Genomic DNA, 26186 nt, shown 5'->3' with positions numbered 1-26186 from the left:
AAAACCCGGCAGAAAACGTCAATTTCATCTCTCAGGGAAAGCGAAAACTCCGCTTCCCCTAAGAAAATTCCAGTTTAAACCTTACGCTGCCGCGATGGCAGTAACCACGGCCTCAATGGCTTCATCGGCCTTCGCACCATCCGGACCGCCGGCCTGCGCCATATCGGCGCGTCCGCCACCACCCTTGCCGCCGAGAGCAGCAGAAGCAATGCGCACCAGTTCAACAGCCGATACTTTGGCCGTCAAATCGCCCGTCACACCAACAACCGCACTGGCCTTGCCATCGTCAGCCACAGCCACCAAAAGCACAACGCCGGAGCCGAGTGCGGTCTTGGCATCATCGACCATGCCTTTGAGGTCTTTGGCATCGATGCCTGTGAGCTGCTTTCCGACGAATTTCACGCCATTGATGTCGCGTGGTGCTTCCGCCTCACCGCTTGCGCCACCGCCCATGGCCAGCTTGCGCTTGGCGTCCGCTAGTTCGCGCTCCAGCTTTCGACGTTCTTCCACGAGCGTTTCAACGCGGCCAATGACTTCGCTCGGCTGCGCTTTCAAGGTTCCAGCCAAAGCTTTCAACCGTTCATCCTGCTCGGAGAGATAGGCGCGCGCTGTTTCACCCGTCAGGGCTTCGATACGGCGTACACCTGCACCAACAGCACTATCCGACAGCAGACGAACCAAACCAATATCACCTGTTGCCGACACATGCGTGCCGCCGCAAAGCTCGGTGGAATAGGACTTGCCAGCCTTGGGACCACGAATTGCGGTGCCCATGGACACAACGCGCACTTCGTCGCCGTATTTTTCGCCAAACAGCGCCATGGCACCTTCGGCAATTGCATCATCCACCGCCATCAAACGCGTGGTCACCGGCGCATTTTGTAAGATGATCTCATTGGCCATGTTTTCAACAATCTTCAGCTCTTCAGCTGTGATCGGCTTGGGATGAGAAATATCAAAGCGCAAACGATCCGGTGCAACCAGCGAACCCTTTTGGGCCACATGGGTGCCAAGAACTTCCCGCAAAGCTTCATGCAACAAGTGCGTGGCAGAATGGTTTGCCCGCAGCCGCGACCGGCGAGCGTTTGACACGTTCAACACCACGACTGCACCAGTGGCAACCGTGCCTTCCCGCACAGTTGCCATATGAACATGCAGCCCCTCGCCGCGCTTTTGCGTGTCGGTCACATCCAGCACAAAGCCTTCGCCAACGATCTCACCGGTATCGCCCATCTGGCCGCCAGATTCAGCATAGAACGGCGTTTGATTGACAACCACCTGCACGCTTTCGCCAGCGGCAGCCTTCTCAATCACCGCACCGTCGCGCACCAGCGCCTGGACTTCGCCCTCAGCACTCTCAGCCGAATAGCCAAGAAATTCTGTCGCGCCGTGCTTGTCCTTGACCTCAAACCAAACTGTTTCAGTTGCCTTATCGCCAGAGCCAGACCAGCTTGCGCGGGCCTCGGCCTTTTGACGCTCCATGGCATCGGTGAAGCCGGAAATATCCACGCCAATACCACGGGCGCGCAAGGCATCCTGGGTCAAGTCCAGCGGGAAACCATAGGTGTCGTAGAGCTTGAAGACCGTCTCGCCATCAAGGCTATCGCCCTTGGACAGGTTGGACGTCGCATCCGACAGCAGTGAAAGACCACGCTCCAGCGTTTTGCGGAAACGGTTTTCTTCCAGTTTGATGGTTTCCGAAATCAGTGACTCCGCACGGACCAATTCAGGATAAGCGCGACCCATTTGCTGAACGAGAACCGGCAGCAGTTTGTAGATAATCGGCTCACGCGCACCCAGCAATTCAGCATGGCGCATGGCGCGGCGCATAATGCGGCGCAAGACATAGCCGCGACCTTCATTGGACGGCAAAACACCATCGGCGATCAAAAAGGCAGATGAGCGCAAATGGTCGGCGATCACGCGATGGCTGGCCCGGCGTTCACCTTCGGCCGCAACACCCGTGAGATCGACAGAAGCGTCAATTAACGCCCGGAACAGGTCAATGTCGTAATTGTCATGCTTGCCCTGCAACAGAGCTGCAATGCGCTCAAGGCCCATGCCCGTATCAATCGATGGACGAGGCAGATCAACGCGCTCTTCCTTGGTAATCTGCTCATATTGCATGAAAACCAGATTCCAGATCTCGATAAAGCGGTCACCATCTTCGTCGGCAGAGCCTGGAGGGCCACCCCAGATATGGTCGCCATGATCATAGAAAATTTCGGAACAGGGACCACAAGGACCGGTATCACCCATGGCCCAGAAATTGTCGCTGGTGGGGATACGAATGATTTTGTGATCCGGCAGACCTGCAATCTTTTTCCAAAGATTAAAAGCCTCATCATCGGTGTGGTAAACCGTCACGCACAGGCGTTCGCGGTCCACGCCAAATTCCTTGGTAATCAGGTTCCATGCCAGTTCAATGGCATTTTCCTTGAAATAATCGCCAAAGGAAAAATTGCCCAGCATTTCGAAAAACGTGTGGTGGCGGGCCGTGTAACCAACATTATCAAGGTCGTTATGCTTGCCGCCAGCACGCACGCATTTTTGCGCGGTTGTGGCGGTCGAGTATGGGCGGTGCTCAAGCCCGGTAAAGACGTTCTTGAACTGCACCATGCCGGCATTGGTAAACATCAAGGTCGGGTCATTGCGAGGCACCAACGGAGACGACGCAACGACCTCATGCCCATTGGACTTGAAGTAATTGAGGAATGTCGATCGAATGTCGTTTACGCCGCTCATGGGGTGCCCTTGGAAATAAGTGTCCGCTCGCGGACAAACGTCAGAAAACAACGGCTTTTATCGCCCGTCGCCTCGCCTGTCCAGTCTGTGACAAAAAAACGGCCGAAGATAAAACTCCGGCCGTTTGACATCCTGCAATTTGATGAAAAAATTCATCAACCCTCGTCGCTCTCCATACCGTCATTTGCGTCAGGGCCGCCGTTCTCCAGGAACCGCTCGGCAATCAGGCCAGCATTCTGACGCAAGGCCAATTCGATTTCTTCTGCGACCGCCGGATTGTCACGCAAAAACGTCTTGGCATTTTCACGTCCCTGCCCAAGCCGTTGGCTGTTATAAGAGAACCATGCACCCGCCTTTTCAACAATGCCGGCCTTGACGCCCAGATCCACCAACTCACCGGTCTTGGATACGCCTTCGCCATACATGATGTCGAATTCGACCTGCTTGAAGGGAGGTGCCATCTTGTTTTTGACGACCTTGACGCGGGTCTGGTTGCCCACAACCTCTTCGCGATCCTTCACCGCGCCAATACGACGAATATCAAGACGCACCGAAGCATAGAACTTCAAAGCGTTACCGCCCGTGGTGGTTTCTGGCGAACCAAACATCACACCAATCTTCATACGAATCTGGTTGATGAAAATAACCATGCAGTTTGACCGAGAAATAGAGCCTGTCAGCTTACGCAGCGCCTGGCTCATCAAGCGCGCCTGCATACCCGGCAGACTATCGCCCATTTCACCTTCAATTTCTGCCTTTGGTGTCAAAGCGGCAACGGAGTCGATAACCAACACATCAATGGCGCCAGAGCGCACCAGAGTATCGGTAATTTCCAACGCCTGCTCGCCTGTGTCTGGCTGAGAAATCAACAATCCTTGCAGATCAACGCCCAGTTTGCGGGCATAGACCGGATCAAGCGCGTGTTCCGCATCCACAAAGGCGCAAACGCCGCCCTTTTTCTGCGCTTCTGCAATTGTTTGCAGCGCAAGGGTGGTTTTACCGGAGCTTTCAGGCCCATAAATTTCAATGATACGGCCCTTGGGCAAACCGCCAATACCAAGCGCGATATCGAGACTGAGCGATCCGGTCGATACCGTTTCCACCTCAACAATTTTCTCATTTGCGCCGAGCTTCATAATCGAGCCCTTGCCGAACGATCGTTCGATCTGCGCCAGCGCCGCTTCCAATGCCTTGCTTTTATCCACCGTTTTGTCCTCTACGAGCCGCAAAGAATTTTGTGACATTTTAAACACCTTTAGGTTATTGAAGCCGCATAGGCAACGAAACTGCAGACATCGAATATGTACATGTTTTGTTCCATTTCGACAACCCCACTCTAACCAATTGTGTTCATTCCTCAATCTTCCGTTTGTTCTCTTAATGTTTCCATGGACTTATGTGCAGCATATGGGGCGAGGAATCAAGATATCGATTATTGAAAACGCCTTAAAAGGCGATTCGAAATTCAAAGAATCTGAAGAGGTCGCACGTGGAAATCGACATACTTGTGCTTGGTGGCGCGCACATTGATCGTCGTGGCCGAATCGACGGCGAGACAGTGCCGGGTGCGAGCAATCCCGGACGGTGGATTGAAGAACCCGGCGGCGGCGGATTCAACGCTGCGCGCTCACTCGCCCGGCTTGGTCTTCGTGTTACAATGATATCGCCGCGCGGCGGTGATGCGATTGGCCAGCGCGTGGCGCAAGCGGCCGCAGACGCAGGCGTCGATGACCGTCCATTCACGTTTCTGGATCGCGCAACGCCCAGCTACACCGCGATTTTAGAGCGCGATGGCAACCTTGTGATTGCGATAGCCGATATGGATCTCTACCGGCTCTTCACCCCGCGCCGGTTAAAAATCAGAGCCGTGCGCGAAGCTATTTTGAATGCAAGCGCCTTGCTGATCGACGCAAATTTGCCGCCTGAAACGATCGAATCGCTCGCAAGACACGCGCAAGAGATTGGAAAACCCGTGGCAGGCATCGGCATTTCGCCCGCAAAAGTGGTGCGCTATCGCAATTGCTTAGACGCGATGGACTATCTGTTTTTAAACGCTGCCGAAGCGAAAACACTCACAGCCGCGTCACCGTCTGATCCTGCCGAGTGGCCAGCACTTTTGCGCAAACTCGGCCTCAAAGGCGGGGTTGTTACCAATGGTTCTGGTCCGGTTATTGCCTTTAACAATGAGGGCGATTTTGCGCTGACACCGCCAAAGCTGGATACTCTGGTGGACGTAACAGGTGCAGGCGATTCTCTCTGCGCTGGCACGCTATCGCAATTGGTAAAGGGCCATGGTTTGGCGCAAGCGCTGAAGCATGGTGTTGCCTTGGCGGGGCTGACCCTGCTATCTCCTCATGCGACTGCCGAGGACCTGACACCAGAGCGCCTTTCAGCCCATCTCGATGACATTCCAGAGCCCTGCGCTCTAAGCCAATAGACAAGTGGACACTTCATGACCCGAGCTATCTCCCCGCTTCTGCCTATCGTTTATTCCCATGAAGTTGCCGCGGCCAAGGCGCGCAACGCCCCCATCGTGGCCCTCGAATCCACCATTATCACCCACGGCATGCCTTATCCCGCCAATGTTGAAATGGCCAAAAGCGTCGAGGCGATTATCCGTGACGGAGGTGCTGTGCCTGCCACCATCGCCGTGATTGAAGGCGTTTTGCATATTGGTCTTGAAGAAGACCAGTTGCAAAAGCTGGCGCAATTGGAGGACGTGATGAAAGTCTCCCGTGCGGATCTGGCTTTTGCCATTGCCGAACGCCGCTCCGGTGCAACAACGGTTGCCGCGACCATGATTGCTGCGGCGCGTGCCAATATTGCCGTTTTTGCCACAGGTGGCATCGGCGGCGTGCATCGCGGTGCAGAAGAGAGTTTTGACATTTCGGCAGACCTGCAGGAGCTGGCTCGCACACGCGTTATTGTGGTGTGCGCCGGTGCAAAATCAATTCTCGATGTGCCAAAAACATTGGAAGTATTGGAAACCGCGGGGGTTCCGGTTGTGACCTATGACAGCCATGAGTTCCCGGCCTTCTGGTCGCGCCAGTCTGGTCTGAAAAGCCCGCTGACACTGGAAAGCCCGGCTGCCATTGCCAATTTCCAGAAGGTTCGGGATCAATTGGGGATTGATGGCGGCATGTTGATTGCCAATCCTGTGCCGGAAGAGCATGAAATTTCCCGCGAAGAGATGGAAATTTACATTGGCCGCGCGCTTTCCAGCGCCGAACGCGAGGAAATCTCTGGCAAGGAAGTGACGCCCTTCCTGCTGGATGCCATTTTCCAATTGACCGAAGGCCGCAGCCTCAAGACCAACATCGCCTTGGTGGAAAACAATGCCCGCCTGGCCACGGAAATTGCAGTCGCGATGGCATAAAGCACGACTTGGAGAAACGTCTTTCAGGCCCGACGTTGGCAGCAAGTTGGTTCAAATCGGTTTCATCTGAGCAAAATAAAAGCCCGGGATTTTCTCCCGGGCTTTTTTCAATTCAGCACACTTCGTTTAACCGGCGCGCGCAGCAGACGTTGCCACAAACGCCTTCCGCGCTGCTTCATCGCGGTTATAGATATCATCGTAATAGCGCACCACGCCGTCTTTGTCCGGCCATGCGGTAAAATAGGCCACATAGACCGGGAATTTCTGCGGCACTTGCACCGCACGGTTCTGGCCAGAGGCGATCTGCTGGTTGATATCTCCCACAGTGGTGTTCATCACAGCGGCTGCCATCACACGAGGTTCAGACAGACGAACACAACCGTGGCTGAGTGCACGCATATCACGCTTGAAGAAGCTCTTGGCTGGTGTGTCATGCATATAAATCGCATGAGCGTTCGGGAAGAGAATTTTCAAATCGCCCAGAGCATTGTCGCTGCTTGGCGGCTGACGCACATCAACATCACTGGTCGTATTCCAGTTGATTTCGGAAGAGCGAACGCGGCGGCCTTTATAGCTCACTTCGTAACCAAGACGGTCAAGATAGCTTGGATCGCGGCGCAGCTTTGGCAGCATCTCGTTGATGATGATCGACCGTGGAACGCCCCAGTAGGGATTGAACTCCACTGTCTGGATCATATTCTGGAAGAAGAATGTCTGGTGGCCGGGGCCGCCGACAACAACGCGCATGGCGAGTTGCTGCTGCCTGTCGTTGACGTAATAGGCTTCAAACGCAGCAGCATTGATCAAAACATAGCGCGGACCCAGATCGGCTGGCAGCCAGCGTAGCTGTTCCATGGCAACGACCAGCTTTTCGATCTTTTCTGCGTCAGAGTGACCAACCATGGTCCGCACTGTTGCCGGGCCAACCACGCCATCAGGCTTTAAGCCCTGTTCCTTTTGGTAGGCTTCAACAAGACTAACCAACTCAGGCGTATAGTCTGGCGTGCCGGTGTAATTGGTCAAGGTCAGAGCATTGTCGGTTTTCAGCGCATCGCTGCCATAGGCTTTCACCCCGGCAATAATATTGGCAAGCTCGGGGTTTGTGTCGCCCGGCTTCAAAATGCCCTTGAGGTTGATCTTAACCGTCTGGCCTTGCTGCGCCTGATTTTCTTCCATCATTTTTTTCAGCTCGGCTTTCAAAGCCAGAAACTGTGGGCTGGAAGGATCTTTGCCGCGCAGATAGGCACCGACATCCGGGCTTGCGCGCAGCAGATCGAGCACCGGCTCAAGTGGCACAGATTTGCGCTTGAAATCGTAATAGCCGGAAATGCGATTTGGATCGATGCGGCCACGCACGGTATCCTGCACATAGGTCAGCATCTTGGTCGACAATTCGAGCTCGAACTTCATCAACGCCTGCTGACGAGCCTGCTCGTCCATGCCAGCCAGATCTTGCGGCACTTTGACCGCATAATCGGCGGGGTCCAAACCAACGGTGTCGGCCAGAGCCAGGGCATCAATGGCGGTTTTGGCCTTTTCAGCAACGCCGTTGCTATCAACCCAGATCAATGCGCCATTGTTATTGTAGTAATTCTGGACCGCTGCAGCCACATCCGCAGACGCTGTGACTTTCACCTGCGACATGGCCAAATGGGCTACGGCCAGATCATGATCTGCGCCGAAGGCCGCAATCGGGGTCTCTGGAGCTTTGATAGCAATCGCTTTTTGGCTATCGGGCTTGTAGGTGTAATAGCGAGGAGAAGCAACTTTCGAGATGGGCTCCGGATCAGCCAGTTGCGCGGGAGGAATGACCTCGGCAGGTCGCGTTTCCTGCCGCTTTTCGGGGCGGCCACGCAACAAATCCATCAATGTGGTCGCGCCAGCTGTTTGCGGCAGGCACACGGCAAAGGTTGCAGTGGTCATAAGGGCCACCGTCAGCGCCCTGCGAAGTAAAGGTTTTTGCAATTGCTTCCCCATTCAGAAAGTCGCGTACCGGAATCAAGCATTGATCCCTGTTGATTTTGGTCGCTTCCCTAGCTGATTGCATCAGTGTTGGGAAGTTTTTCGTTGCGAAAACGCCGACAATGAAAGGGTCAATTTAACGTGACCCCTTTTGGACTGGCGCATCGTTAACACAGAGGTAAGGTTAAGCCGCCAAACCGTTAATATTCAGTAACCATAACCTGCGAAGCGGACAAAAAGTCATTCACATTTGCGTTGTGCCGATACCTTTGACGCGCCGACCAAAAAGATGCATTAAATACTCACCTTTTCAATGGGAGCGTCAAAGCTCCCTCGTCTGATCATGAGGAAAATGCCATGACATCCACCCGTATCGAGACAGACACCTTTGGCCAAATTGAGGTGGCCAGTGACAAATATTGGGGCGCACAGGCCCAACGTTCGCTGGGAAATTTCAAGATCGGCTGGGAGAAGCAGCCCTTGCCGGTGGTTCGCGCCCTTGGCATTGTCAAACGGGCGGCAGCTCGCGCCAATATGGCGTTGGGACAGCTCGATTCTAAGCTTGGCGAGGTCATCATTCAGGCAGCTCAAGAGGTGATTGATGGCAAGCTGAACGATCACTTTCCGCTGGTGGTCTGGCAAACCGGCTCTGGCACCCAATCGAACATGAATGCCAATGAAGTGATTTCCAATCGCGCCATTGAATTGCTCGGCGGCGTGATGGGCTCAAAAAAGCCGGTCCATCCGAATGACCATGTGAACATGAGCCAATCCTCCAACGACACCTATCCTACCGCCATGCATATTGCGGCGGCGGAATATGTCACCCATCATCTGCTGCCGGGCTTGCAGCACCTGCATGACGCGCTGGATGCCAAGGCCAAGGCCTTTGCCCATATCATCAAGATTGGCCGTACCCACACGCAGGATGCCACGCCACTGACGTTGGGGCAGGAATTTTCCGGTTATGCCGCTCAGGTGGCATCAAGCATCAAGCGGATCCAACTGACTCTGCCCGGTCTTTATGAACTGGCGCAAGGCGGCACCGCTGTCGGCACCGGGCTGAATGCACCAATCGGCTTTGCTGAAAAAGTGGCCGAGGAAATCGCCAAGATCACCGGCCTGCCATTTGTGACCGCTCCGAACAAATTTGAAGCCCTGGCTGCCCACGATGCCATGGTGTTCGCCCATGGGGCCATCAATGCCGCCGCCGCCGCCTGCTTCAAGATCGCCAATGATATTCGCTTTCTTGGCTCCGGCCCCCGCGCAGGCCTTGGCGAATTGGCGCTTCCCGAAAACGAACCCGGCTCATCCATCATGCCGGGCAAGGTCAATCCGACCCAATCTGAGGCCATGACGCAGGTGTGCGCCCACATCTTTGGCAACAACGCCGCCATTACGTTCGCGGGCAGTCAGGGTCATTTTGAGCTGAATGTCTATAACCCGATGATGGCCTATAACTTCTTGCAATCGGTGCAATTGCTCGGCGATGCGAGCGTGTCCTTCACCGACAATTGTGTGGTGGGCATTGAGGCGCGCGAAGACAACATCAAAAAGGGCGTTGAAAACTCGCTGATGCTGGTGACCGCGCTGAACAGCAAGCTGGGCTATGACGCCTGCGCCAAAATTGCCAAAACCGCCCACAAGAATGGCACAACCTTACGCGAAGAGGCCGTGGGCGGAGGCTATCTCACCAATGAAGAGTTTGATGAATACGTTCGGCCTGAATTGATGATCGGGCCGAAGTGATCTTCAAACTTCTTCAATCATAAAAACTCCAGGCTCCCTAACAACTAATTTCACAATAGGTGGGGAGCCCTTTGCCCATGGCGCTAGGCCACTATTTCTTAACCAAACGCCTATTTCTTTCTTTATCAATTTACGGCAATCACCCCAGAATGACTGTTTATCGATGTTGATTTTGACAGCCTCATCAAACCCCGGAATCAAAAGTAGAACTTCCTTGATCGAGCGATCAAAATGCGACGCTTGATCCTCACGTGAAACAATCAACCCGTAGCCCATATTCCCTTTACTGCCACCGCATCTGCAGGCCTTGCATAAAAAGGTCTTCAAACGCCCCTCCCAAAATATCATTCCTTAGCAATAAACTAAATCTCAGGCGAAAAAAGGTGCACTGCAAACTCCAGTTTAGAATCGTTTGCAAATCTACCGTCGCAGGACTAGACGGATGTTCGGAAAAATACCGATCCGGCAAGAAAGGTCCTTTGATGGCTGACGATCTCTTTCCCCTTGGCGAAGATAAAACCCCTTACCGCAAAATTACCTCGGATTATGTCTCGGTTGAGACGTTCAAAGGGCAGGAAATCCTGACGGTTGAGCCTGAGGGCCTGCGGCTTTTGGCCGAAACCGCCCTCTCCGATATCAACCATCTGCTACGCCCCGGCCATTTGAAGCAATTGGCGTCGATTTTGGAAGATCCAGAAGCAACGGATAACGACCGCTTCGTGGCCTTTGACCTTCTGAAAAATGCCAATATTGCCGCAGGCGGTATTTTGCCCATGTGTCAGGATACCGGCACCGCGATTGTGATGGGTAAGAAGGGCCGCAAGGTCTGGACCGATGGCGGCGATTATGAAGCCTTAGCGGCAGGCGTGCGCGATGCCTATGAGCGCAAGAACCTGCGCTACTCGCAGCTTGCGCCCCTCAAGATGTTTGAGGAAAAAAACACCAAGACCAATCTGCCCGCCCAGATCGACATTTATGAAGAAGGCGAAGACGCCTACAAGTTTTTGTTCATGGCCAAGGGCGGCGGTTCGGCCAACAAGACTTTCCTTTATCAGGGCACACCATCGCTTCTTACTCATGACCGGATGATCGACTTCCTTAAGGAGAAGATCCTCACGCTGGGTACGGCAGCCTGTCCGCCCTATCATTTGGCCATTGTCATTGGTGGGCTTTCTGCGGAGATGAACCTAAAGACCGTCAAGCTGGCATCAGCCCGCTATCTGGATAACCTGCCCACTGAGGGTTCCGAGAGCGGTCATGCTTTCCGCGATGTGGAAATGGAGCAGGAAATTCACAAGCTCACCCAGTCCATGGGTGTGGGCGCGCAATTTGGCGGCAAGTATTTCTGTCATGATGTGCGGGTTATCCGCCTTCCACGTCATGGTGCATCCTTGCCAATCGGCCTTGGTGTGTCCTGTTCCGCCGACCGTCAGGCGATGGGCAAGATCACCAAAGACGGGATTTTCATCGAGCAACTCGAAGCTGATCCATCGAAGTATCTGCCAGAGATTGATGAGAGCGCCCTCTCCTCGTCGATGGTCAAGATTGATCTGAACCAGCCAATGAGCGAAATTCTGGCAGAGCTCGATAAGCACCCGGTCAAAACCCGGTTGTCGCTGACCGGCACCATCATTGTGGCGCGCGATCTGGCCCATTCGAAAATCCGCGAGCGGCTGGAAAAGGGCGAAGGCATGCCCGAATACATGAAAAACCACCCGGTTTATTATGCAGGCCCCGCCAAAACCCCAACTGGCTTTGCCTCCGGCTCCTTTGGTCCAACCACAGCAGGCCGCATGGACTCCTATGTTGATCAGTTCCAGTCCTTTGGTGGCTCCATGATCATGCTGGCCAAGGGCAACCGCTCGCGCGCTGTGCGCGAGGCCTGCAAGGCGCATGGTGGCTTCTACCTTGGCTCGATCGGCGGACCGGCTGCACGTCTTGCGCAGGACTGCATCAAGAAGGTCGAGGTTCTGGAATATCCCGAGCTTGGCATGGAAGCGGTCTGGAAAATTGAGGTGGAAGACTTCCCCGCCTTTATCGTGACAGACAACAAGGGCAACGACTTCTTCCAGGAATTCAATTTGGGTTGATTTAAAAATCAGGCGAGCAGCCATAGGTTGCTCGCTTTTTTCATTGCTAACGTGATGAAAATAGCTTTATTGAAAGCCCTTGGATCTTAGCGACGGGGCGTTGCGTTTTATCAAACGCGCACCGAACACTGCAAAACTTCAAATTTGCGACATAACTCCTGCTTGAATTGATTCCAATTTAAGAAATTGTATAGTATAATATTATATGTACTTACGTTCTTAAATAATTAATGTTTGTTTAATAATAATAACAAGTACAGGTCACTCTCGTGGGGGCGCGAATGAATACGACATCAACTCCGAAGCCGCAAGGTCTCGACATAGCGGCACAAATTACTTTCGCGATGCGCTCCATGGGCTTGCCGCCACTGCCGCGGAATTATGCCGTATTTTACGAAGCTTATATTGGCTCAAACCCCGCATTAACGCGCAAGCTTGCGGCCCTCGGCAGTCATGCCACGCAAGCTGATATTGATGTGATTGCCGAAGAGTTTTTTGGCCACAACTCCAACCGCATTATCGAAAACGCCCATTCCAGGCTCGCTTCAGAGCTCGACAGCCTTGTGCGTTTGATGAAGCAAGAGCAGAGCTCGCTCGAAACCTACAACAAGCTGCTGGACGAAACATCCGTTCGCATCAATGCCAAAAACACGGCCAGTGTTGATCTGCTGCGCAATGCCATTCAAATCCTGACACTGGCAACCGGCGACACATTGGCGCGGGGCGAAAAGACGGCAGAAAGTTTCAACCAGAAATCTCAGGAAATGGAAGCAGTGCGCCGGGAGTTGGACGAGTACAAGCGAATCGCCAATACCGATTCGCTCACCCGCCTTGCCAATCGCCGTGCCTTTGATGAAAAGCTGGCCGGCCTTTTCAACTTCCCAACCAATTTGTCCAGAGCAACTCTGATCCTGATTGATGTGGACCATTTCAAGCGCATCAATGATACGTTTGGCCATCCGGTTGGTGATAAAATCCTGGCAACCGTTGCCAGCGTCATTCGCGCCAATGCGCCCCGCGAGGGATTTGTGGCCCGCGCCGGAGGCGAGGAATTCGCCATTATCCTTGAGAGTTCCATTGACGAGGAGATTCACACCCTGTGTGAGCGTATCCGCGTCAATCTGGAAAGCACACCCTTTCGAAACTCACGCACGGGCATCAACTATGGTCCGGTAACGGCATCTATTGGTTACTCGTCTGCGGCAGAATGCGAGGATTCTGGCGAACTCTATAGCCGCAGCGACATTGCCCTCTATTGCGCAAAAAACTCTGGGCGCAATTGTACACGCGAGTTTGAGGCCGGAATGCGCAAGGAATTCACCAAAAACTGGCTGATTTACAAGTAATTTTGAGCATGTTGCAAAGCTTGTCACACATCGTGCTTGCCGTCGTCTGACGCTTCAAAAACGGCCACAAGCCGTTTGTCGGGTATAATCCACAGCAGCGCCACCAGCAGAAAAAGCCCGTAAGACAGATAGGGCGAAACATAGGCAAGCCCTATGGCCATGAGGTAGAGAACAGGCGACACAACGCCCTTTAAATCGCGCCCGAACGCCTGTTTAAACCGCTCCGGGTGCGCTGTGGTGATGCCTATTTGCCATTGGAGAATGTGATAGGCCAATGCACACAGGGAAAAAACAGCACCGTAAGCCATAATGGGTTCTGGTTGAAAGCTCTGCTTGCCCATCCATTCCGTGACAAACGGTGTCAGGGTCAACCAGAACAACAGATGCATATTGGCCCACATCACCCCCGGCGTAACGCGGCTTGCCAAGGTCAGCAAATGATGATGGTTGTTCCAGTAAATCGCCACATAAACAAAACTCAGGGCATAGCCCAGCAGAAGTGGCAATGAAGGGATCAGCCCCGCAAAGCTTGCTTCAACCGGCACTTTTAACTCCAGCACCATAATGGTGATCACAATGGCCAATACACCATCGCTAAATGCTTCCAGCCGTCCTTTGTTCATCGCAGCACCCTCCCCGTCAATGATGGTCGCGTGACAGGTGCTTCACTTCGAGATCCTGCAGATAGGCGGCAAACAATTCCTCGCCTTTCTGGCCAAGTTCGCGCAGATATTTCCAGGTGAAAATTCCTGTGTCGTGACCATCGTTAAAGGCAATACGAACCGCATAATTGCCGGTTGCCAGCACTTGCGCAATCTGCACGTTGCGCTTGCCGGGCACGGTGATTTTCTGCCCCGGACCATGGCCTTGAACCTCGGCGGACGGCGAAAGAACCCGCAGCATCTCTGCCGGCAATGAGAAACTCTCGCCATTATCAAACACCACCGTCAAAAAACGACGATCCGATGACACTTTCAATTCAATTGGCCAAATCTCGGTCATTCCACGATAGCTCCCACTGCAAACAGACGGTATGGGCAATAGACGCCAGACGGGTCATGCGCAAGCGCAGCGACCCATGCAATGTGATGGCCGCCGCTTGACTATCCAGGGCTTCATCGCCAAATACTAAAAGGCATATAGGAGATTACCGTGGATTATAAGCCCGGCCTTTTCACAACAGCGGACCCGATTGCACAACAAACCGGCTCCATGATTGACCCATTTGGTCGGGCAGTTACCTATCTTCGGGTTTCGGTCACAGACCGGTGTGACTTTCGCTGTACCTATTGCATGTCAGAAAACATGACATTCCTTCCCAAAAAGGATCTGCTGACGCTTGAAGAGCTGGATCGTCTCTGTTCCGCCTTCGTTGCCAAGGGGGTGCGCAAGCTGCGCCTGACAGGTGGCGAACCTCTGGTGCGCAAGAACATCATGTTTTTGATCCGCAGTCTTTCGCGCCATTTGCAAAGCGGCGATCTTGAAGAATTGACGCTCACCACCAATGGCTCGCAGCTCGGGCGCTATGCGACGGAGCTGGCAGACGCCGGTGTGAAGCGCATCAATGTCTCGCTTGATACGCTTGATAAGGAAAAATTCCACACCATCACCCGCTGGGGCGATCTGGACCGCGTGCTCGACGGCATTGATGCCGCATTGGCTGCTGGCATCAAGATCAAACTCAACGCCGTGGCGCTTAAAGGCTTCAACGAGGACGAAATTCCGCAGCTTTTGCGCTTCGCCCACGCCCGCGATATGGATTTGACCCTGATTGAAACCATGCCGATGGGAGAAATTGACGAAGATCGCACCGATCAATATTTGCCGCTTTCCAGCGTGCGTCAAACGCTGTCTGAACAATTTACCTTGACCGATCTGGATTATAAAACCGGCGGCCCTGCCCGCTACGTGAAGGTTGAGGAAACGGGCGGCAAGCTTGGCTTCATTACGCCGATGACCCATAATTTCTGCGAGAGCTGCAACCGCGTGCGCCTCACCTGCACTGGTACGCTGTATATGTGCCTCGGCCAGGATGATGCCGCCGATCTGCGCACAGCTTTGCGGGCAAGCGACGACAATGCCTATCTCTTTGCCAGCATTGATGAGGCCATCACGCGCAAACCAAAAGGCCATGATTTCATTATCGACCGCACAACCAAGCGCCCCGCCGTGGCGCGCCATATGAGTGTGACGGGCGGCTGAGGCAAATCAACGGCTTTGCAACCTGTTCTTTTCTGCGTATGACATAAAGCGCGCAATGCGCACATTTCCATATCCAGAAAGCATTTCTCCATGGCATTGACCAGAAACATGAAAGGCGCATTGTTCATGGCATGCGCCATGGCAGGATTCACCATCAATGATGCTCTGGCCAAATCTGTCACGCAAATGGCAAGCGTTGGCCAAATCATGTTTATCCGCGGTGCGTTAGCCACATTGCTGATCTATATCGTGGCGCGCCGCGCCGGTGCTGGCATGTCACTTCACGTTCTCAAAGATCCTTTGATTTTGACCCGTGTGATGTGTGAAATTCTGGGCTCGATTACGTATCTCACCGCGCTCTCCCTGATTCCTCTGGCCAATGCTGCCTCCATCCTGCAATCGCTGCCTTTGGCAGTCACGCTGGGAGCCGCCGTTTTTCTACGTGAGCCGGTGGGCTGGCGTCGCTGGATGGCCATTCTGGTTGGCTTCGTTGGCGTGATGATCATCATTCGCCCCGGCGTGGAAGGCTTCACGCTGTCTGCGCTTTATGTATTGGGCAGCGTATTTTTTGCGGCCACCCGTGATCTGGTCACCACGCGAATCAACATCACGACACCCACCATTATCGTAACCTTGCTCACCGCCGCTGGAAATTCCTTTGCAGGATTGCTGCTCATTCCCGTACAGGGCGGATGGCAACCGGTGTCGCTGAGCATGTTTGCTGTGTTGCTGTTGGCAGCAGTTATGCTGTTCATAGGCTATCAAACCGTCATTCTAGCAATGCGCACCGGAGAAATCTCGTTCATCGCGCCCTTTCGTTATTCCAGCATGCTCTGGGCCATCGGGCTTGGCATTATCGTGTTTCAGGATTGGCCGGAGCCGATCATGCTGCTCGGCATGGCCATTGTCATGCTCTCGGGGCTCTATACATTCCACCGGGAGCGTCAGAGAAAAGTAATCGTGGAAGCATGATGGTTGATCCTCGCTGCCGAACCCATGTACCCGGTGTGATTCTGGCCGGAGGTTTGTCACGACGTATGGGTCAGAGCAAAGCGGCCACTCTTTTGGCGGGCAAGCCCATGCTGGATCATATCCTTGCGCGGCTTTTGCCACAGGTCAGCGCGCTGGCCATCAACAGCAATGCGGGCCTTACCCATCGCGATTTCCCCACCATCGCCGATGCAGTAGAAGACCATCCCGGCCCGTTGGCGGGGATTGCGCGCGCCACGCAGTTTGCACGAACAGTGCCAGATGCGCGCCATGTCCTGACAGTGCCGGTCGACACACCTTTTCTACCCCATAATCTGGCCGCAGCACTGCTTGGTGCGCAGCCAGGCAATGATGCCGTCGTTCTGGCGTGCTCAAATGGTCGCATGCATCCGGTTATCGGGCTTTGGCCGGTCATGCTGGCAGAACAGATCACACACTGGTTGCAAAATCCGCAAAACCGAAAGCTGATGGTATTTTTGCAAACTCTCAATGTCGTCAGCGTCGATTTTGCTGATGTTGAAACGGCGATCGGCCCGGTTGATCCATTTTTCAACGTCAACACGCCAGACGATCTCGCTCAGGCCGAACACTATCTCAAAGCCCTACAATCATGACCCATCCCCGCATATTTGGCATTTCCGGCTGGAAAAACTCTGGCAAAACCGGGCTCACCGTTCGCTTGGTGGAAGAATTTACCCGGCGCGGCTATGTCGTCTCGACCATCAAACACGCCCATCATGATTTTGACATCGATAAACAAGGCGCAGACAGCTATCGGCACCGGCAGGCCGGCGCGCAGGAAGTCACCATTGTCTCCGGCGCAAGATTTGCCATCATGCATGAATTGCGCGGAGCACCAGAGCCAACACTTGCCGATATTCTGCCGCGTCTGGCACCGTGCGACCTACTTCTGATTGAAGGCTATAAACACGAGCCGATTGCGAAAATTGAGGTCAGGCGGCGTGAAGCCAGCAAGCTAACACCTCTTTCAGAACAGGATCCGCATATTGTGGCCATTGCCGCAGATCACGCAATCGACAACAGCTCCATCCCCGTCTTCGATCTTGATGACACCATTGCAATCGCCGATTTTATCGCTCAAGCAACCAACCTGCCAGAATTCCGCGCATAAAAAAGCCGCCGGATCACTCCGGCGGCGGATAGGTTTTTGTTTGAATTATTGCAACGGCCGCACCAGCGGCGTGACACGACGGATGGTCACGCGGCGGTTCTGTTGTTCTGGCCCGTAGGTCATCACCTTCAGGAACTGTTCGCCATAGCCCTGCGTCACCATGTTTTCCGGCGCAATGCCGTAAACCTGGGTCAGCACATCGGCAACAGCCTGCGCTCTGCGGTCAGACAGAACAAGGTTCGATTGCGCCGAGCCAACCGCATCCGTATGTCCTTCGATCAGGAAGGTTTCCGCCGGATTGTTGCGCAGCACCTTTGCCATTGCATCCGCCACTTTTTTCAACGTTCCAGCCTGATTCATCGAAATGTCCCAGCTGCCCGTGGCAAATGTGATCGTATCAAGGTCAATACGGCGCATCTTGTCACGGATACGGGCCGAGTTGCGCACTTCATCGATGGTATAAACCCGCTCAACGGGCTCCACCGGCGGCTGCTCGATAAAATCATAGTAGTCGCGGTTCGGCTGGCTGCCGACATCGACGATGTAATCGTTCAGCGGAACGCGCAGGCGCATGGGTGGCAAGCTTGCACCGGGGTCACGGTAGACCACCTCACGGCTATCATCGGCCTCATAGAGTGCTGGCGAGTAGAACAACACCACTTCCTGACCATCAGCATCGATGCGTGAACGCTGGATCAACTGACCATAACGATTGCGCAGGGTGACAATACGATCACCATTCTTCTTGAACACCGTTTCGCGAATACGCTGGTGATCCACCTGCTCGTAAATGACTGGACGGCCATATTGCTCAAAGCGACGGTTATCGTCTCCGCGAACAACAATCTGCCCGTCATAGTCCATCACGCGGCGGTCATCGTCAAACTCCTGACCAACGCGCACATCTTCTGGATAGAGAAATTGCGGTGGCCGTTGCAGGCGGCGGCCCTGATATTGATCGATCGATTCGATCTCAACGCGTGGACGCTGGCGGTTGCCGTAATATTCTTGCTGTGCCTGCTCATCGGATGTGGGCACAGCATAGTTCCACTGCTGAGCCGATCGCTGACGAAGCTGCCGCAATTGATCGTTGGTCATGCCCCGGCGCCAATTGGCATCCTTGTCACTGTCGAGCACAGGCGCGCCATTATCAACCGGCAATACAATCGTATCGTTCGATTGATCCGGCCGCGCTGCCAGCGCCTTCAAACGCTGCAATTCTTTCGGTGTGAAAGGTTGCTGCTCTTGAGAGAATTGCGGACGCGCTGCTTCAGGCACCTGCGGGGGTTGGCCTGGCTGTGCTGGCTGTCCGGGACGTGGGGGCTTGCCACCCACAGCGCCCTGACCACCTTGCCCACCTTGGGGCGGCTGGTTTTGCTCACGCGATTGCACGGTGTTCAAAGGCGGCAACATTGCAGGAGGGGCCGCACTCCCTTTGGCCGCATCGCCGGGAGCTGGTGCCGGTGGTACGGGTGGCGGAGAGCCGGATGCGGCATTGGGAGCCGGTGGAACTGGCGGCGGTGCTGCCTGCCCTGCTGCCTGGCCTGCGGGTTCAGCTGGGCGGGCTTCTGGCTCTGGCTGACCCGGTTTGGCTGGTCTCTGCTTTACGGGTGCTTCACCAGCGGGTGCTTCAACCGGTGGGGGAGCAACTTTGTTTGGCTCAGCAGGCTGTTCGGCTGGCGCTGGCGGCGTCTTGGTGGGGGCCGCAGGTGCCGTGACAACAGGTGGCTTTTCAGCTGGTTTTTGCGGGGAGTTCTCCTCAGCCTTGGCCGCAGGCGCTTCTTGCTGCGGGGCAGCAGAAGGCTTTGGCTTTGGCACTGGTTTATCAGCAGGCTTCTCCTCGGGAGGTGCCAGCTCGGAAGGTGCAGGGGCCTGCTCAGCCTTTGGCGGCTTTGGGTCCTTATGTTTAAGCGCAGGCGCTACGCCCTCAGGAGCCTGCTCTGATGCGGCTTTCGGCGCTGGCAGCTCCTTGCCCTCCACAGGTGGCACAGCTGCGGCTGGCTCCGCAGGCTTTTCACGCTTTGGTTTTGGCTCAACCGGCGGCTTTTCGGCGTCCGGTGCGCGATGCTTAACTGCCGGTGGTTCTGCCGGTGCCATCTCGGCAGGTGCCGCCTCACGTGCTTTGGGTTTTGGCTGCTCGGGCGCAGGCTCTGCTCTTGGCGGTGGCGGCTCGGCATGCTTGGGGGCAGCGCTCTGCGGCTCCGGCTTAGGAGCCTCCATTTTGGGCGGCTCAGGTGCGCGCGGCGGCGGTGGCTCTTTTGCTTCCGCAGGCGGTGGTGGCGCTTCATGGGGCGGCTTTTGGGCTGCTGGCGCTTCATGCGGCTGCGCATGTTCGGGCTTTTGCCCCTCGCCTTCATGTTTTTTCTTCAACAGCAATTCCGGATCCTCCTGCCCGGCAGCTGGAGGCTCTTGCGCCTGCGCCAAAAGCAATGCGGGTTGACCAGCCGGGCGCAAAGTAGCGCGGCCATCCAGCATTGTACCGGATGCCATTGATCTCGTATTCGCGTTAAAGCTGTCAACGTTGCTCGCTGCATCCAAAGTATTGGTCGCGGCCATTGCATGGCCTGCCGTAAAACTTGCAAGTGCAATGAGCACTGATGCTGTTATGTCAATTTTTCCAGCCATAGATATTTCCTCACGAGCGAGGCACATTACCTCGCATTATTAAGCGTTACCGCCACGTAACATTGCGAACACACGCTAAATTTCAGGCACAAAGATGACCCCAGGGGAATGAACCCGCTGTGAACACCCTGTTCATCACCATTGTGTGGGGAAGCCTTCATTTTAGCGGTTGCAATTTGGCTAAAAACGGGAAAACTGGAAAATCGTTCCAGTAAAAAAAGACATTCAATTTTCTGGAGCCTCGCCATCGCGATGATGTACTATCCGATGGCACCCAACAGAGAGGATCTCATGCGTATTTCAATTCGTTTTCTCGCCGCTGCCTCCATTACCGCGCTGTCGCTGTTTGCGGGCAATGCAATGGCTGAAGAAAAGCTCGTTATTGCATCAGAAGGTGCTTACCCTCCGTTCAACAGCCTCACCACCGATGGCAAGCTTGAAGGCTTTGACATCGATATCGCCAAAGCTCTGTGCACCGAAATGAAGGTGACCTGCACCTTTGTCAGCAACGATTGGGATGGACTGATTCCCGGCCTTCAGGCCAAGAAGTTCGACGCCATCGTCGCCTCTATGTCGATCACGCCGGAGCGCTTGCAAAAGGTTGACTTCTCCAAGAAATATTACAACACGCCACCAGCCATTGCCGTGCCAAAAGATTCCAAGATCAAAAGCCTGGATGACCTGAAGGGCAAGATCATCGGTGCGCAATCGGCAACGACTCACGCCAACTATGCTGAAAAGCATATGCCCGGCTCTGAGCTGAAGCTCTATCCAACCGCAGATGAGTACAAGCTGGATATTGCCAATGGCCGCGTTGACGCCGTTATCGATGATATCGTTGTGCTGACACAGTGGACCAAGAGCGACGCGGGTGCCTGCTGCAAGATCCTCACCAAGCTGCCGGTTGATGTCGCCATCAACGGCGAAGGTGCAGGCATTGCCGTGCGCAAAGGTGAAACCGCCCTTGCTGATCGTTTCTCCAAGGCCATTGCCGCCATCCGCGCCAACGGCACCTACAAGAAGATCAACGAAAAGTATTTCACCTTCGACGTTTACGGCGACGAATAAATCTGGTTAAGACGCCTCTGGCGGGTGAAAAATCATCCGCCAGAGATTTTGACCCAACAATAAAGCGGCAAAGACCGCGCGGGGATTTGGCTCAATGAGCGGACTGGCTTCCGCGCTCGACGCTCTCTGGGCGTTCGTTTCGCATATTTTCGATCCATTTTGCGGCAGTGTCGGGGTTTTCTCGCTGTTTGCGAACAACACCCTCCTTGCCTGTGGCGATTCTGGCTGGGGTGATGAAATTGGCTTTGGCTTCAAAGTCACGGTCACGCTTGCCTGCGCAACTTTGCCCATCGGTTTGACCATCGGTTTCTTGATCGCTCTGGCAGCCCAGAGCCAGGAAAAACCATTGCGGCGCGCCGCTGCCATTTACACCACGATTTTTCGTGGCCTGCCCGAATTGCTGACACTGTTCATTGTCTATTACGGCCTGCAAATTTTTCTGCAAGCAGCTCTCGCCGCGATTGGCTTTCAGGAGCGGCTCGAAATCAATGCCTTCTTTGCTGGCATGATTGCTTTGGCCTTCGTATTTTCCTCCTATTGCGCCGAAGTGCTGCAATCGGCGTTCAAGGCAATTCCCAATGGCCAATATGAAGCGGGTGCGGCCATTGGCCTGTCCAAAACCAAAACGATGTTGCTGGTTATTTTACCACAACTCATTCGCATCGCTCTGCCGGGAATCGTGAATTTGTGGATGAACCTTTTGAAAGACACGGCCCTTGTTTCCGTTGTCGGTCTCACGGACATTATCCGCCAAACCGGCATTGCAGCACGCGTTACCAAAGAAGCCTTCCTGTTTTATCTCATCGCCTGCGCGCTCTATCTCGTGCTGGCCGTTCTATCGTCGATTGCCATTGGCTTTATTGATCGCTGGACAAAACGCGCTGGAGCAAGCCGATGAGCTATTCACAAGACCTTATTCCGCCCCGCCCCGCCCCGCCGGCGGCCTATACGCGCCTCAACCCGGCGCGCGTGCTTGGCATTGTGCTTTTGGTGATCTGGGCCGCCCTTGGCGTTGGTTTGCTGGCGATGATGATCACCAATTGGGATCAGGATAAGTTTGTCAAATACGGCCCACGGCTTCTTGATGGCCTGGTCACCACGCTGTTGATCGTTGCTGTTTCGATTGTTTGTGGTGCGGTGTTGTCGGTGCCGATTGCCATTGGCCGCATGTCGAAAAATCGAATCGCCAATGTCATCACCTTTGCCTATGTCTATGTCTTTCGCGGCACACCGCTGCTGGCGCAGGTTTTCATGATCTATTACGGCTTGGGCGGGTTTCGAGACGCCTTTGAGCAGGTGGATTTGTGGTGGTTCTTCCGCGATGCGTGGTATTGCGGTGTTCTGGCCCTCAGCCTCAACACGGCCGCCTATCAGGCCGAAATCTTGCGCGGTGCAATTGAGAGCGTGCCGCGCGGTCAGCGCGAGGGTGCGGCATCGCTCGGGCTTTCCAGCAGCGTAACCTTTTGGAAAATCATTGTGCCACAAGCCTTGATTGTTGCCCTGCGCCCCTATGGCAACGAAATCATTTTGATGGTGAAGGCGTCGGCCATTCTGGCCATTATCACTGTGCTCGATTTGATGGGCCAAACCCGCTACGCCTTTTCGCGCACCTTTGATTATCAGGCCTATTTATGGGCTGCGATTTTCTATCTCGCAATTGTGGAAACACTGCGCCACGTCTGGGCCGCGATTGAGAAATACCTTACCCGCCATCTCAAACGCTGAATCATGTCGCGCTCAACCGGATTGATTTGAGCGCGACAGCCTCAAAGACGAATACGGCGCGGCTCGATTGAATCCCATAAACGCAAAGCACATTAGCAGCACTCACGCCAATAAGCTGCTAACACACTGATATTTAAATCATTTTTTTGAATATGACAGTTTTGTTAAGCCTCGATTAAGCCTGACATGGAACCATTCCTCTATCGGCACAGCCGATGCGGAGCGGATGTCCTGTCGGCATCTGTTCCGCGCGCAACCTGTGGGATTGAAAGCGAGGTCACCATGAACGAAGACATGGAAATGATGCTGAAAGGCTACGGCCTGACAACCGCACACATTCTCTACCGCATGCCGGATCATCCAAGCGTACTGCAAACCTATCTTTGGCAGCACTATGATCTGGCACCGGATTTTCCCGAAATGCAGAGCTTTTTGAAATTCTGGCAGGAAAAGCTGGATGGGCCGCTGCATTCAGTCCGCTACGTCCATCGCAAGCTGATTGCTGCCAACGAATGGCGCGCCCTGAAGGGCGAGTTCATTCTGCACTGATACAAAGGCATTGAACGTTTCACTGGGTATCCCTTTTGCAAATATCTCAAGCCCTTGGACAGCATTTGAGATATTTGCAATGTCCTCAAAGCAAAAATGCGTGAGCGCGTCTAACCTTGGTCTGCGGCGCACAATCATTGCTGACGATGCCATTCATTGTATCAAACGCAAAAAGACCATGTGACACGCCAGGTCCACCGTGCGTTTAATCTTTCATCATTAAAAGCATCGGTCCGAAAACGGGTTTCCACGTTTCGGACCGATGCGGTAGAGGAGCGTTAAAACTCCTGCCAGTTATCGCGGGCAAGCGCCGTGTTTCCAGCCGTCATCTGCTGGGAGCGCGCGCGATTTGGCGAAACCAATGGAGCCTGTGTCCGGACACGCTGGTTCTCTGCTCCCGTCCCCTCCAGCCCTGTGCGGAACTGACGGAGCAGGTCTGCAAGATTGGCGGCCTCCTGAGCCAAGCCCGCAGAGGCGGCGTTCATTTCTTCCACCATCGCTGCGTTCTTCTGTGTCGATTGATCCATCTGATTGACCGCAGAGTTCACTTCGCCGAGGCCAATGGATTGCTCCTGCGCGGCAGATGCGATCGCATCCATATGCTCGTTGATTGCCTGTACCAATCCGGAGATCGAATTGAGGCCGTCGCCCGTTTCATTGACGAGCTTGACACCTTCAGAAACAGCAATTTCGGAATTGCTGATCAGCGCCTTGATCTCCTTCGCCGCAGTGGCAGAGCGCTGCGCCAGTTCACGCACCTCTTGCGCAACCACCGCAAAGCCCTTGCCAGCCTCACCAGCCCGCGCCGCCTCGACCCCGGCGTTGAGCGCCAGCAAATTGGTCTGGAAGGCAATTTCGTCGATCACGCCAATGATCTGACTGATCTGCTTGGAAGCGTGCTCAATTCGCTCCATGGCCGTCACAGCATTCCCCACGACCACGCCAGACTGCTCTGCACGGTTGCGCGTGTCGCGAACGATGTTACGAGCATCACCTGTGCGGCGCGATGTTGCCGAGACATTGGCGGTGATTTCCTCAAGGGCGGCCGCCGTCTGCTCCAAGGCCGCAGCCTGTTGCTCGGTGCGTTTGGCGAGATCGTCCGAAGCGGAGGAAATCTCGCCGGAACCGCCGCTCACGGCACCTGCTGACTGGCCAACCGACACAAGGACGGAGCGCAGCTGCTTGACGGAGGTGTTAAAGTCATGACGCAGCCCTTCAAACTGCGGCGCAAATTGCTGATCGATTTCGCACATCAAGTCGCCGGCAGCCAGACGCTTGAGGCCTGCGGCCAGCGTACCCGTTGCCTGGATAAGGCGGGCCTCCGCTTCAGCCTCGGCGCGAGCCTGCACTTCCGCACGTTCACGTTCATTGGCCCGGCGGCTTTCTTCAGCTTCTGTTTCCAACTCACGATTTCGTTTTGCTGCAACCTGAAAGACTTCAACCGAACGCGCCATTTCTCCGATTTCATCGCGACGCTTTGCACCAGGAACCATCACAGAAAGATCGCCGCTGGCCAATGTGCGCATGCAGCTGGTTAGCGTGCCGATTGGCCGAATGACCTTGCGAAGGATCACCAGCATGCCGATTGCGCCAAGCAAAAGAACGAAGATAAACAGAGCGAGGAACGAGAACATGTTGACCAAGGCTTTCGACTTGGCGGCTTGCGCATCGTTGTTGAGCGTATCCATGGCCAGCGAGGCCACAGCAGCAATCGAATTGATGGCAGGCGTCGTGGCCGTGCGCCACTGATCAATGCTCAGCGGCGGGTTCTCACCAGAGCTGATCTTGGTGATCAGATCGGCACGCATATCGGCGAACTGGCCCTTGAAATAGGACTGAGTCGCGATCTGATAAGCATCCTGGATCGCTTTTGGCGTTTGAGGATGATCGACAAGAATGCTGACATTGTACCACGCAAGGGCGGCATTCGAATCGGCAACCGCAAGCTTTTGCTGCAACGCTGCGTTAATCGGCTTGCCAGATGTCACCGCATTGCTGAGAATGATAAGTGCATCGCCAGCGGTTGCACGCGTTGCCCAGGCGTAGGCGCGTGTCTGGATCATTGGCATCTGGGAAGGATCGAGCGTGCGCATCCGCGCTTCAGCCTTCAGAGACGTTTTTTCCAGCTCGGTGAGAAAATCACCAGCAATCGTCATCCAGTTCTTGGCGGTATTGGCGTCGCGCGCATCAACCGGTTTTGCCAACTCCCCGTCAATCACCTTGCGGAATGCAAGCAAGGCGTCATAACGCCCCATCACACTGGCAACCGGCGCTTCAAGTTCCGGTGCAGCAAGTCGCGTCGCAATCAGCTTGGCCTGCGTCATACCCTCGTCAACCGCAGCGCGCTTCTTCTTCATCGATTCAATGGAACCGGCACCATCCGTCGCGCTGAGCGCCAGAGCGGAGCGGCTATCGCCGCGCTCACTGCGGAATGCAAGAAGTGCCTCAAAAAGCGCCTTGTCGAGGCCTGTCAGTTCTGAGACCTCAGCATAGACCTGATAATTTCGGTAGGATTTCAAGAGCGAACTTGCAACAAGGACCGCCAGCAGAATGCTGAGTATTGCAAACACACTGATCAGCACGTTTCGGATTGAAAACGACATCGTTTGGCTCCGGGTTAATCCGAT

The 26186-nt window shown here is 54.5% G+C and carries 21 protein-coding genes; 13 read left to right on the top strand and 8 right to left on the bottom strand.

The window, feature by feature from the left end; all coding sequences use genetic code 11:
* Window positions 1-81: 81 nt before the first annotated feature.
* Together alaS and recA are read right to left on the bottom strand one after the other, a co-directional pair.
* Window positions 82-2745, bottom strand: a complete 2664-nt coding sequence (alaS, locus tag BJF95_RS17675; RefSeq protein WP_075640742.1) for an alanine--tRNA ligase — start codon at window positions 2743-2745, stop codon at window positions 82-84.
* A gap of 155 nt (window positions 2746-2900) precedes the next feature.
* A complete protein-coding gene (recA, locus tag BJF95_RS17670; protein ID WP_075640741.1) occupies window positions 2901-3989 on the bottom strand; it encodes a recombinase RecA in 1089 nt (362 codons plus the stop codon).
* Between the two features lie 245 nt (window positions 3990-4234).
* Between recA and BJF95_RS17665 the strand changes: the two genes are divergently transcribed.
* Together BJF95_RS17665 and BJF95_RS17660 are read left to right on the top strand one after the other, a co-directional pair.
* Window positions 4235-5182 carry a carbohydrate kinase family protein gene (locus BJF95_RS17665; protein WP_075640740.1) on the top strand — a complete coding sequence of 316 codons (948 nt, stop codon included), beginning with the start codon at window positions 4235-4237 and terminating at the stop codon, window positions 5180-5182.
* Between the two features lie 15 nt (window positions 5183-5197).
* Window positions 5198-6121 carry a pseudouridine-5'-phosphate glycosidase gene (locus BJF95_RS17660; protein ID WP_075640739.1) on the top strand — a complete coding sequence of 308 codons (924 nt, stop codon included), beginning with the start codon at window positions 5198-5200 and terminating at the stop codon, window positions 6119-6121.
* Between the two features lie 126 nt (window positions 6122-6247).
* Here BJF95_RS17660 and BJF95_RS17655 read toward each other — a convergent pair whose 3' ends face one another.
* Window positions 6248-8044, bottom strand: a complete 1797-nt coding sequence (locus tag BJF95_RS17655; RefSeq protein WP_075640738.1) for a L,D-transpeptidase family protein — start codon at window positions 8042-8044, stop codon at window positions 6248-6250.
* A gap of 396 nt (window positions 8045-8440) precedes the next feature.
* Here BJF95_RS17655 and fumC point away from each other — a divergent pair, with 396 nt between their 5' ends.
* Complete coding sequence (gene fumC, locus BJF95_RS17650) at window positions 8441-9832, top strand: class II fumarate hydratase (RefSeq protein WP_075640737.1); 1392 nt, start codon at window positions 8441-8443, stop codon at window positions 9830-9832.
* A gap of 3 nt (window positions 9833-9835) precedes the next feature.
* On the opposite strand, the gene BJF95_RS17645 is transcribed toward fumC, so the two are convergent.
* Window positions 9836-10159 (bottom strand): hypothetical protein, encoded by a 324-nt coding sequence (locus BJF95_RS17645; protein WP_139317553.1) that lies wholly within the window; start codon window positions 10157-10159, stop codon window positions 9836-9838.
* Window positions 10160-10314: 155 nt separating this feature from the next.
* On the opposite strand from BJF95_RS17645, the gene BJF95_RS17640 reads away from it, so the two are divergent.
* Both BJF95_RS17640 and BJF95_RS17635 read left to right on the top strand, forming a co-directional pair.
* Window positions 10315-11922: a fumarate hydratase gene (locus BJF95_RS17640; RefSeq protein ID WP_075640735.1), complete on the top strand. Its 1608-nt coding sequence runs from the start codon at window positions 10315-10317 to the stop codon at window positions 11920-11922.
* A gap of 281 nt (window positions 11923-12203) precedes the next feature.
* Entirely contained in the window at window positions 12204-13268 is a 1065-nt protein-coding gene (locus BJF95_RS17635) for a GGDEF domain-containing protein (protein WP_075640734.1), read from the top strand.
* A 23-nt stretch (window positions 13269-13291) separates the two neighbouring features.
* On the opposite strand, the gene BJF95_RS17630 is transcribed toward BJF95_RS17635, so the two are convergent.
* Together BJF95_RS17630 and BJF95_RS17625 are read right to left on the bottom strand one after the other, a co-directional pair.
* Window positions 13292-13891 (bottom strand): TMEM175 family protein, encoded by a 600-nt coding sequence (locus BJF95_RS17630; RefSeq protein ID WP_075640733.1) that lies wholly within the window; start codon window positions 13889-13891, stop codon window positions 13292-13294.
* Window positions 13892-13907: 16 nt separating this feature from the next.
* The gene (locus BJF95_RS17625; RefSeq protein ID WP_075640732.1) at window positions 13908-14270 is read right to left on the bottom strand and encodes a gamma-butyrobetaine hydroxylase family protein; all 363 of its coding nucleotides are present in this window, start codon (window positions 14268-14270) and stop codon (window positions 13908-13910) included.
* A gap of 210 nt (window positions 14271-14480) precedes the next feature.
* Here BJF95_RS17625 and moaA point away from each other — a divergent pair, with 210 nt between their 5' ends.
* The 4 genes from moaA to mobB all read left to right on the top strand — a co-directional run bounded on the left by moaA (window position 14481) and on the right by mobB (window position 17592).
* Window positions 14481-15470 carry a GTP 3',8-cyclase MoaA gene (gene moaA, locus BJF95_RS17620; protein WP_245297380.1) on the top strand — a complete coding sequence of 330 codons (990 nt, stop codon included), beginning with the start codon at window positions 14481-14483 and terminating at the stop codon, window positions 15468-15470.
* 90 nt (window positions 15471-15560) lie between these two features.
* The gene (locus tag BJF95_RS17615) at window positions 15561-16442 is read left to right on the top strand and encodes a DMT family transporter (protein ID WP_075640730.1); all 882 of its coding nucleotides are present in this window, start codon (window positions 15561-15563) and stop codon (window positions 16440-16442) included.
* Entirely contained in the window at window positions 16442-17074 is a 633-nt protein-coding gene (mobA, locus tag BJF95_RS17610) for a molybdenum cofactor guanylyltransferase MobA (RefSeq protein ID WP_075640729.1), read from the top strand. The genes BJF95_RS17615 and mobA overlap by 1 nt, the downstream gene beginning before the upstream one ends.
* The gene (mobB, locus tag BJF95_RS17605) at window positions 17071-17592 is read left to right on the top strand and encodes a molybdopterin-guanine dinucleotide biosynthesis protein B (RefSeq protein ID WP_075640728.1); all 522 of its coding nucleotides are present in this window, start codon (window positions 17071-17073) and stop codon (window positions 17590-17592) included. The genes mobA and mobB overlap by 4 nt, the downstream gene beginning before the upstream one ends.
* Window positions 17593-17637: 45 nt before the next feature.
* Here mobB and BJF95_RS24575 read toward each other — a convergent pair whose 3' ends face one another.
* Entirely contained in the window at window positions 17638-20082 is a 2445-nt protein-coding gene (locus BJF95_RS24575; RefSeq protein ID WP_075641123.1) for an OmpA family protein, read from the bottom strand.
* A gap of 426 nt (window positions 20083-20508) precedes the next feature.
* Between BJF95_RS24575 and BJF95_RS17595 the strand changes: the two genes are divergently transcribed.
* From BJF95_RS17595 to BJF95_RS17580, 4 genes are all read left to right on the top strand, one after another.
* Window positions 20509-21285, top strand: coding sequence for an ABC transporter substrate-binding protein (locus tag BJF95_RS17595; RefSeq protein ID WP_075641122.1), 777 nt, complete (start codon window positions 20509-20511; stop codon window positions 21283-21285).
* 94 nt (window positions 21286-21379) lie between these two features.
* Window positions 21380-22183, top strand: coding sequence for an ABC transporter permease (locus tag BJF95_RS17590; protein WP_075640727.1), 804 nt, complete (start codon window positions 21380-21382; stop codon window positions 22181-22183).
* Entirely contained in the window at window positions 22180-23010 is an 831-nt protein-coding gene (locus BJF95_RS17585) for an ABC transporter permease (RefSeq protein ID WP_075640726.1), read from the top strand. Before BJF95_RS17590 ends, BJF95_RS17585 begins: the two co-directional genes overlap by 4 nt.
* A gap of 282 nt (window positions 23011-23292) precedes the next feature.
* Window positions 23293-23559: an usg protein gene (locus BJF95_RS17580; RefSeq protein WP_075640725.1), complete on the top strand. Its 267-nt coding sequence runs from the start codon at window positions 23293-23295 to the stop codon at window positions 23557-23559.
* Window positions 23560-23837: 278 nt separating this feature from the next.
* Here BJF95_RS17580 and BJF95_RS17575 read toward each other — a convergent pair whose 3' ends face one another.
* On the bottom strand, window positions 23838-26162 hold the full coding sequence (locus tag BJF95_RS17575) for a methyl-accepting chemotaxis protein (protein ID WP_075640724.1): 2325 nt from the start codon (window positions 26160-26162) through the stop codon (window positions 23838-23840).
* Window positions 26163-26186 lie beyond the last annotated feature (24 nt).

This window comes from Rhizobium oryziradicis (genome assembly GCF_001939045.1).
GTDB lineage: Bacteria > Pseudomonadota > Alphaproteobacteria > Rhizobiales > Rhizobiaceae > Allorhizobium > Allorhizobium oryziradicis.
The sequence above is the reverse complement of the archived record's forward strand: the minus strand, read 5'-3'. Positions and strand labels throughout refer to the sequence as shown.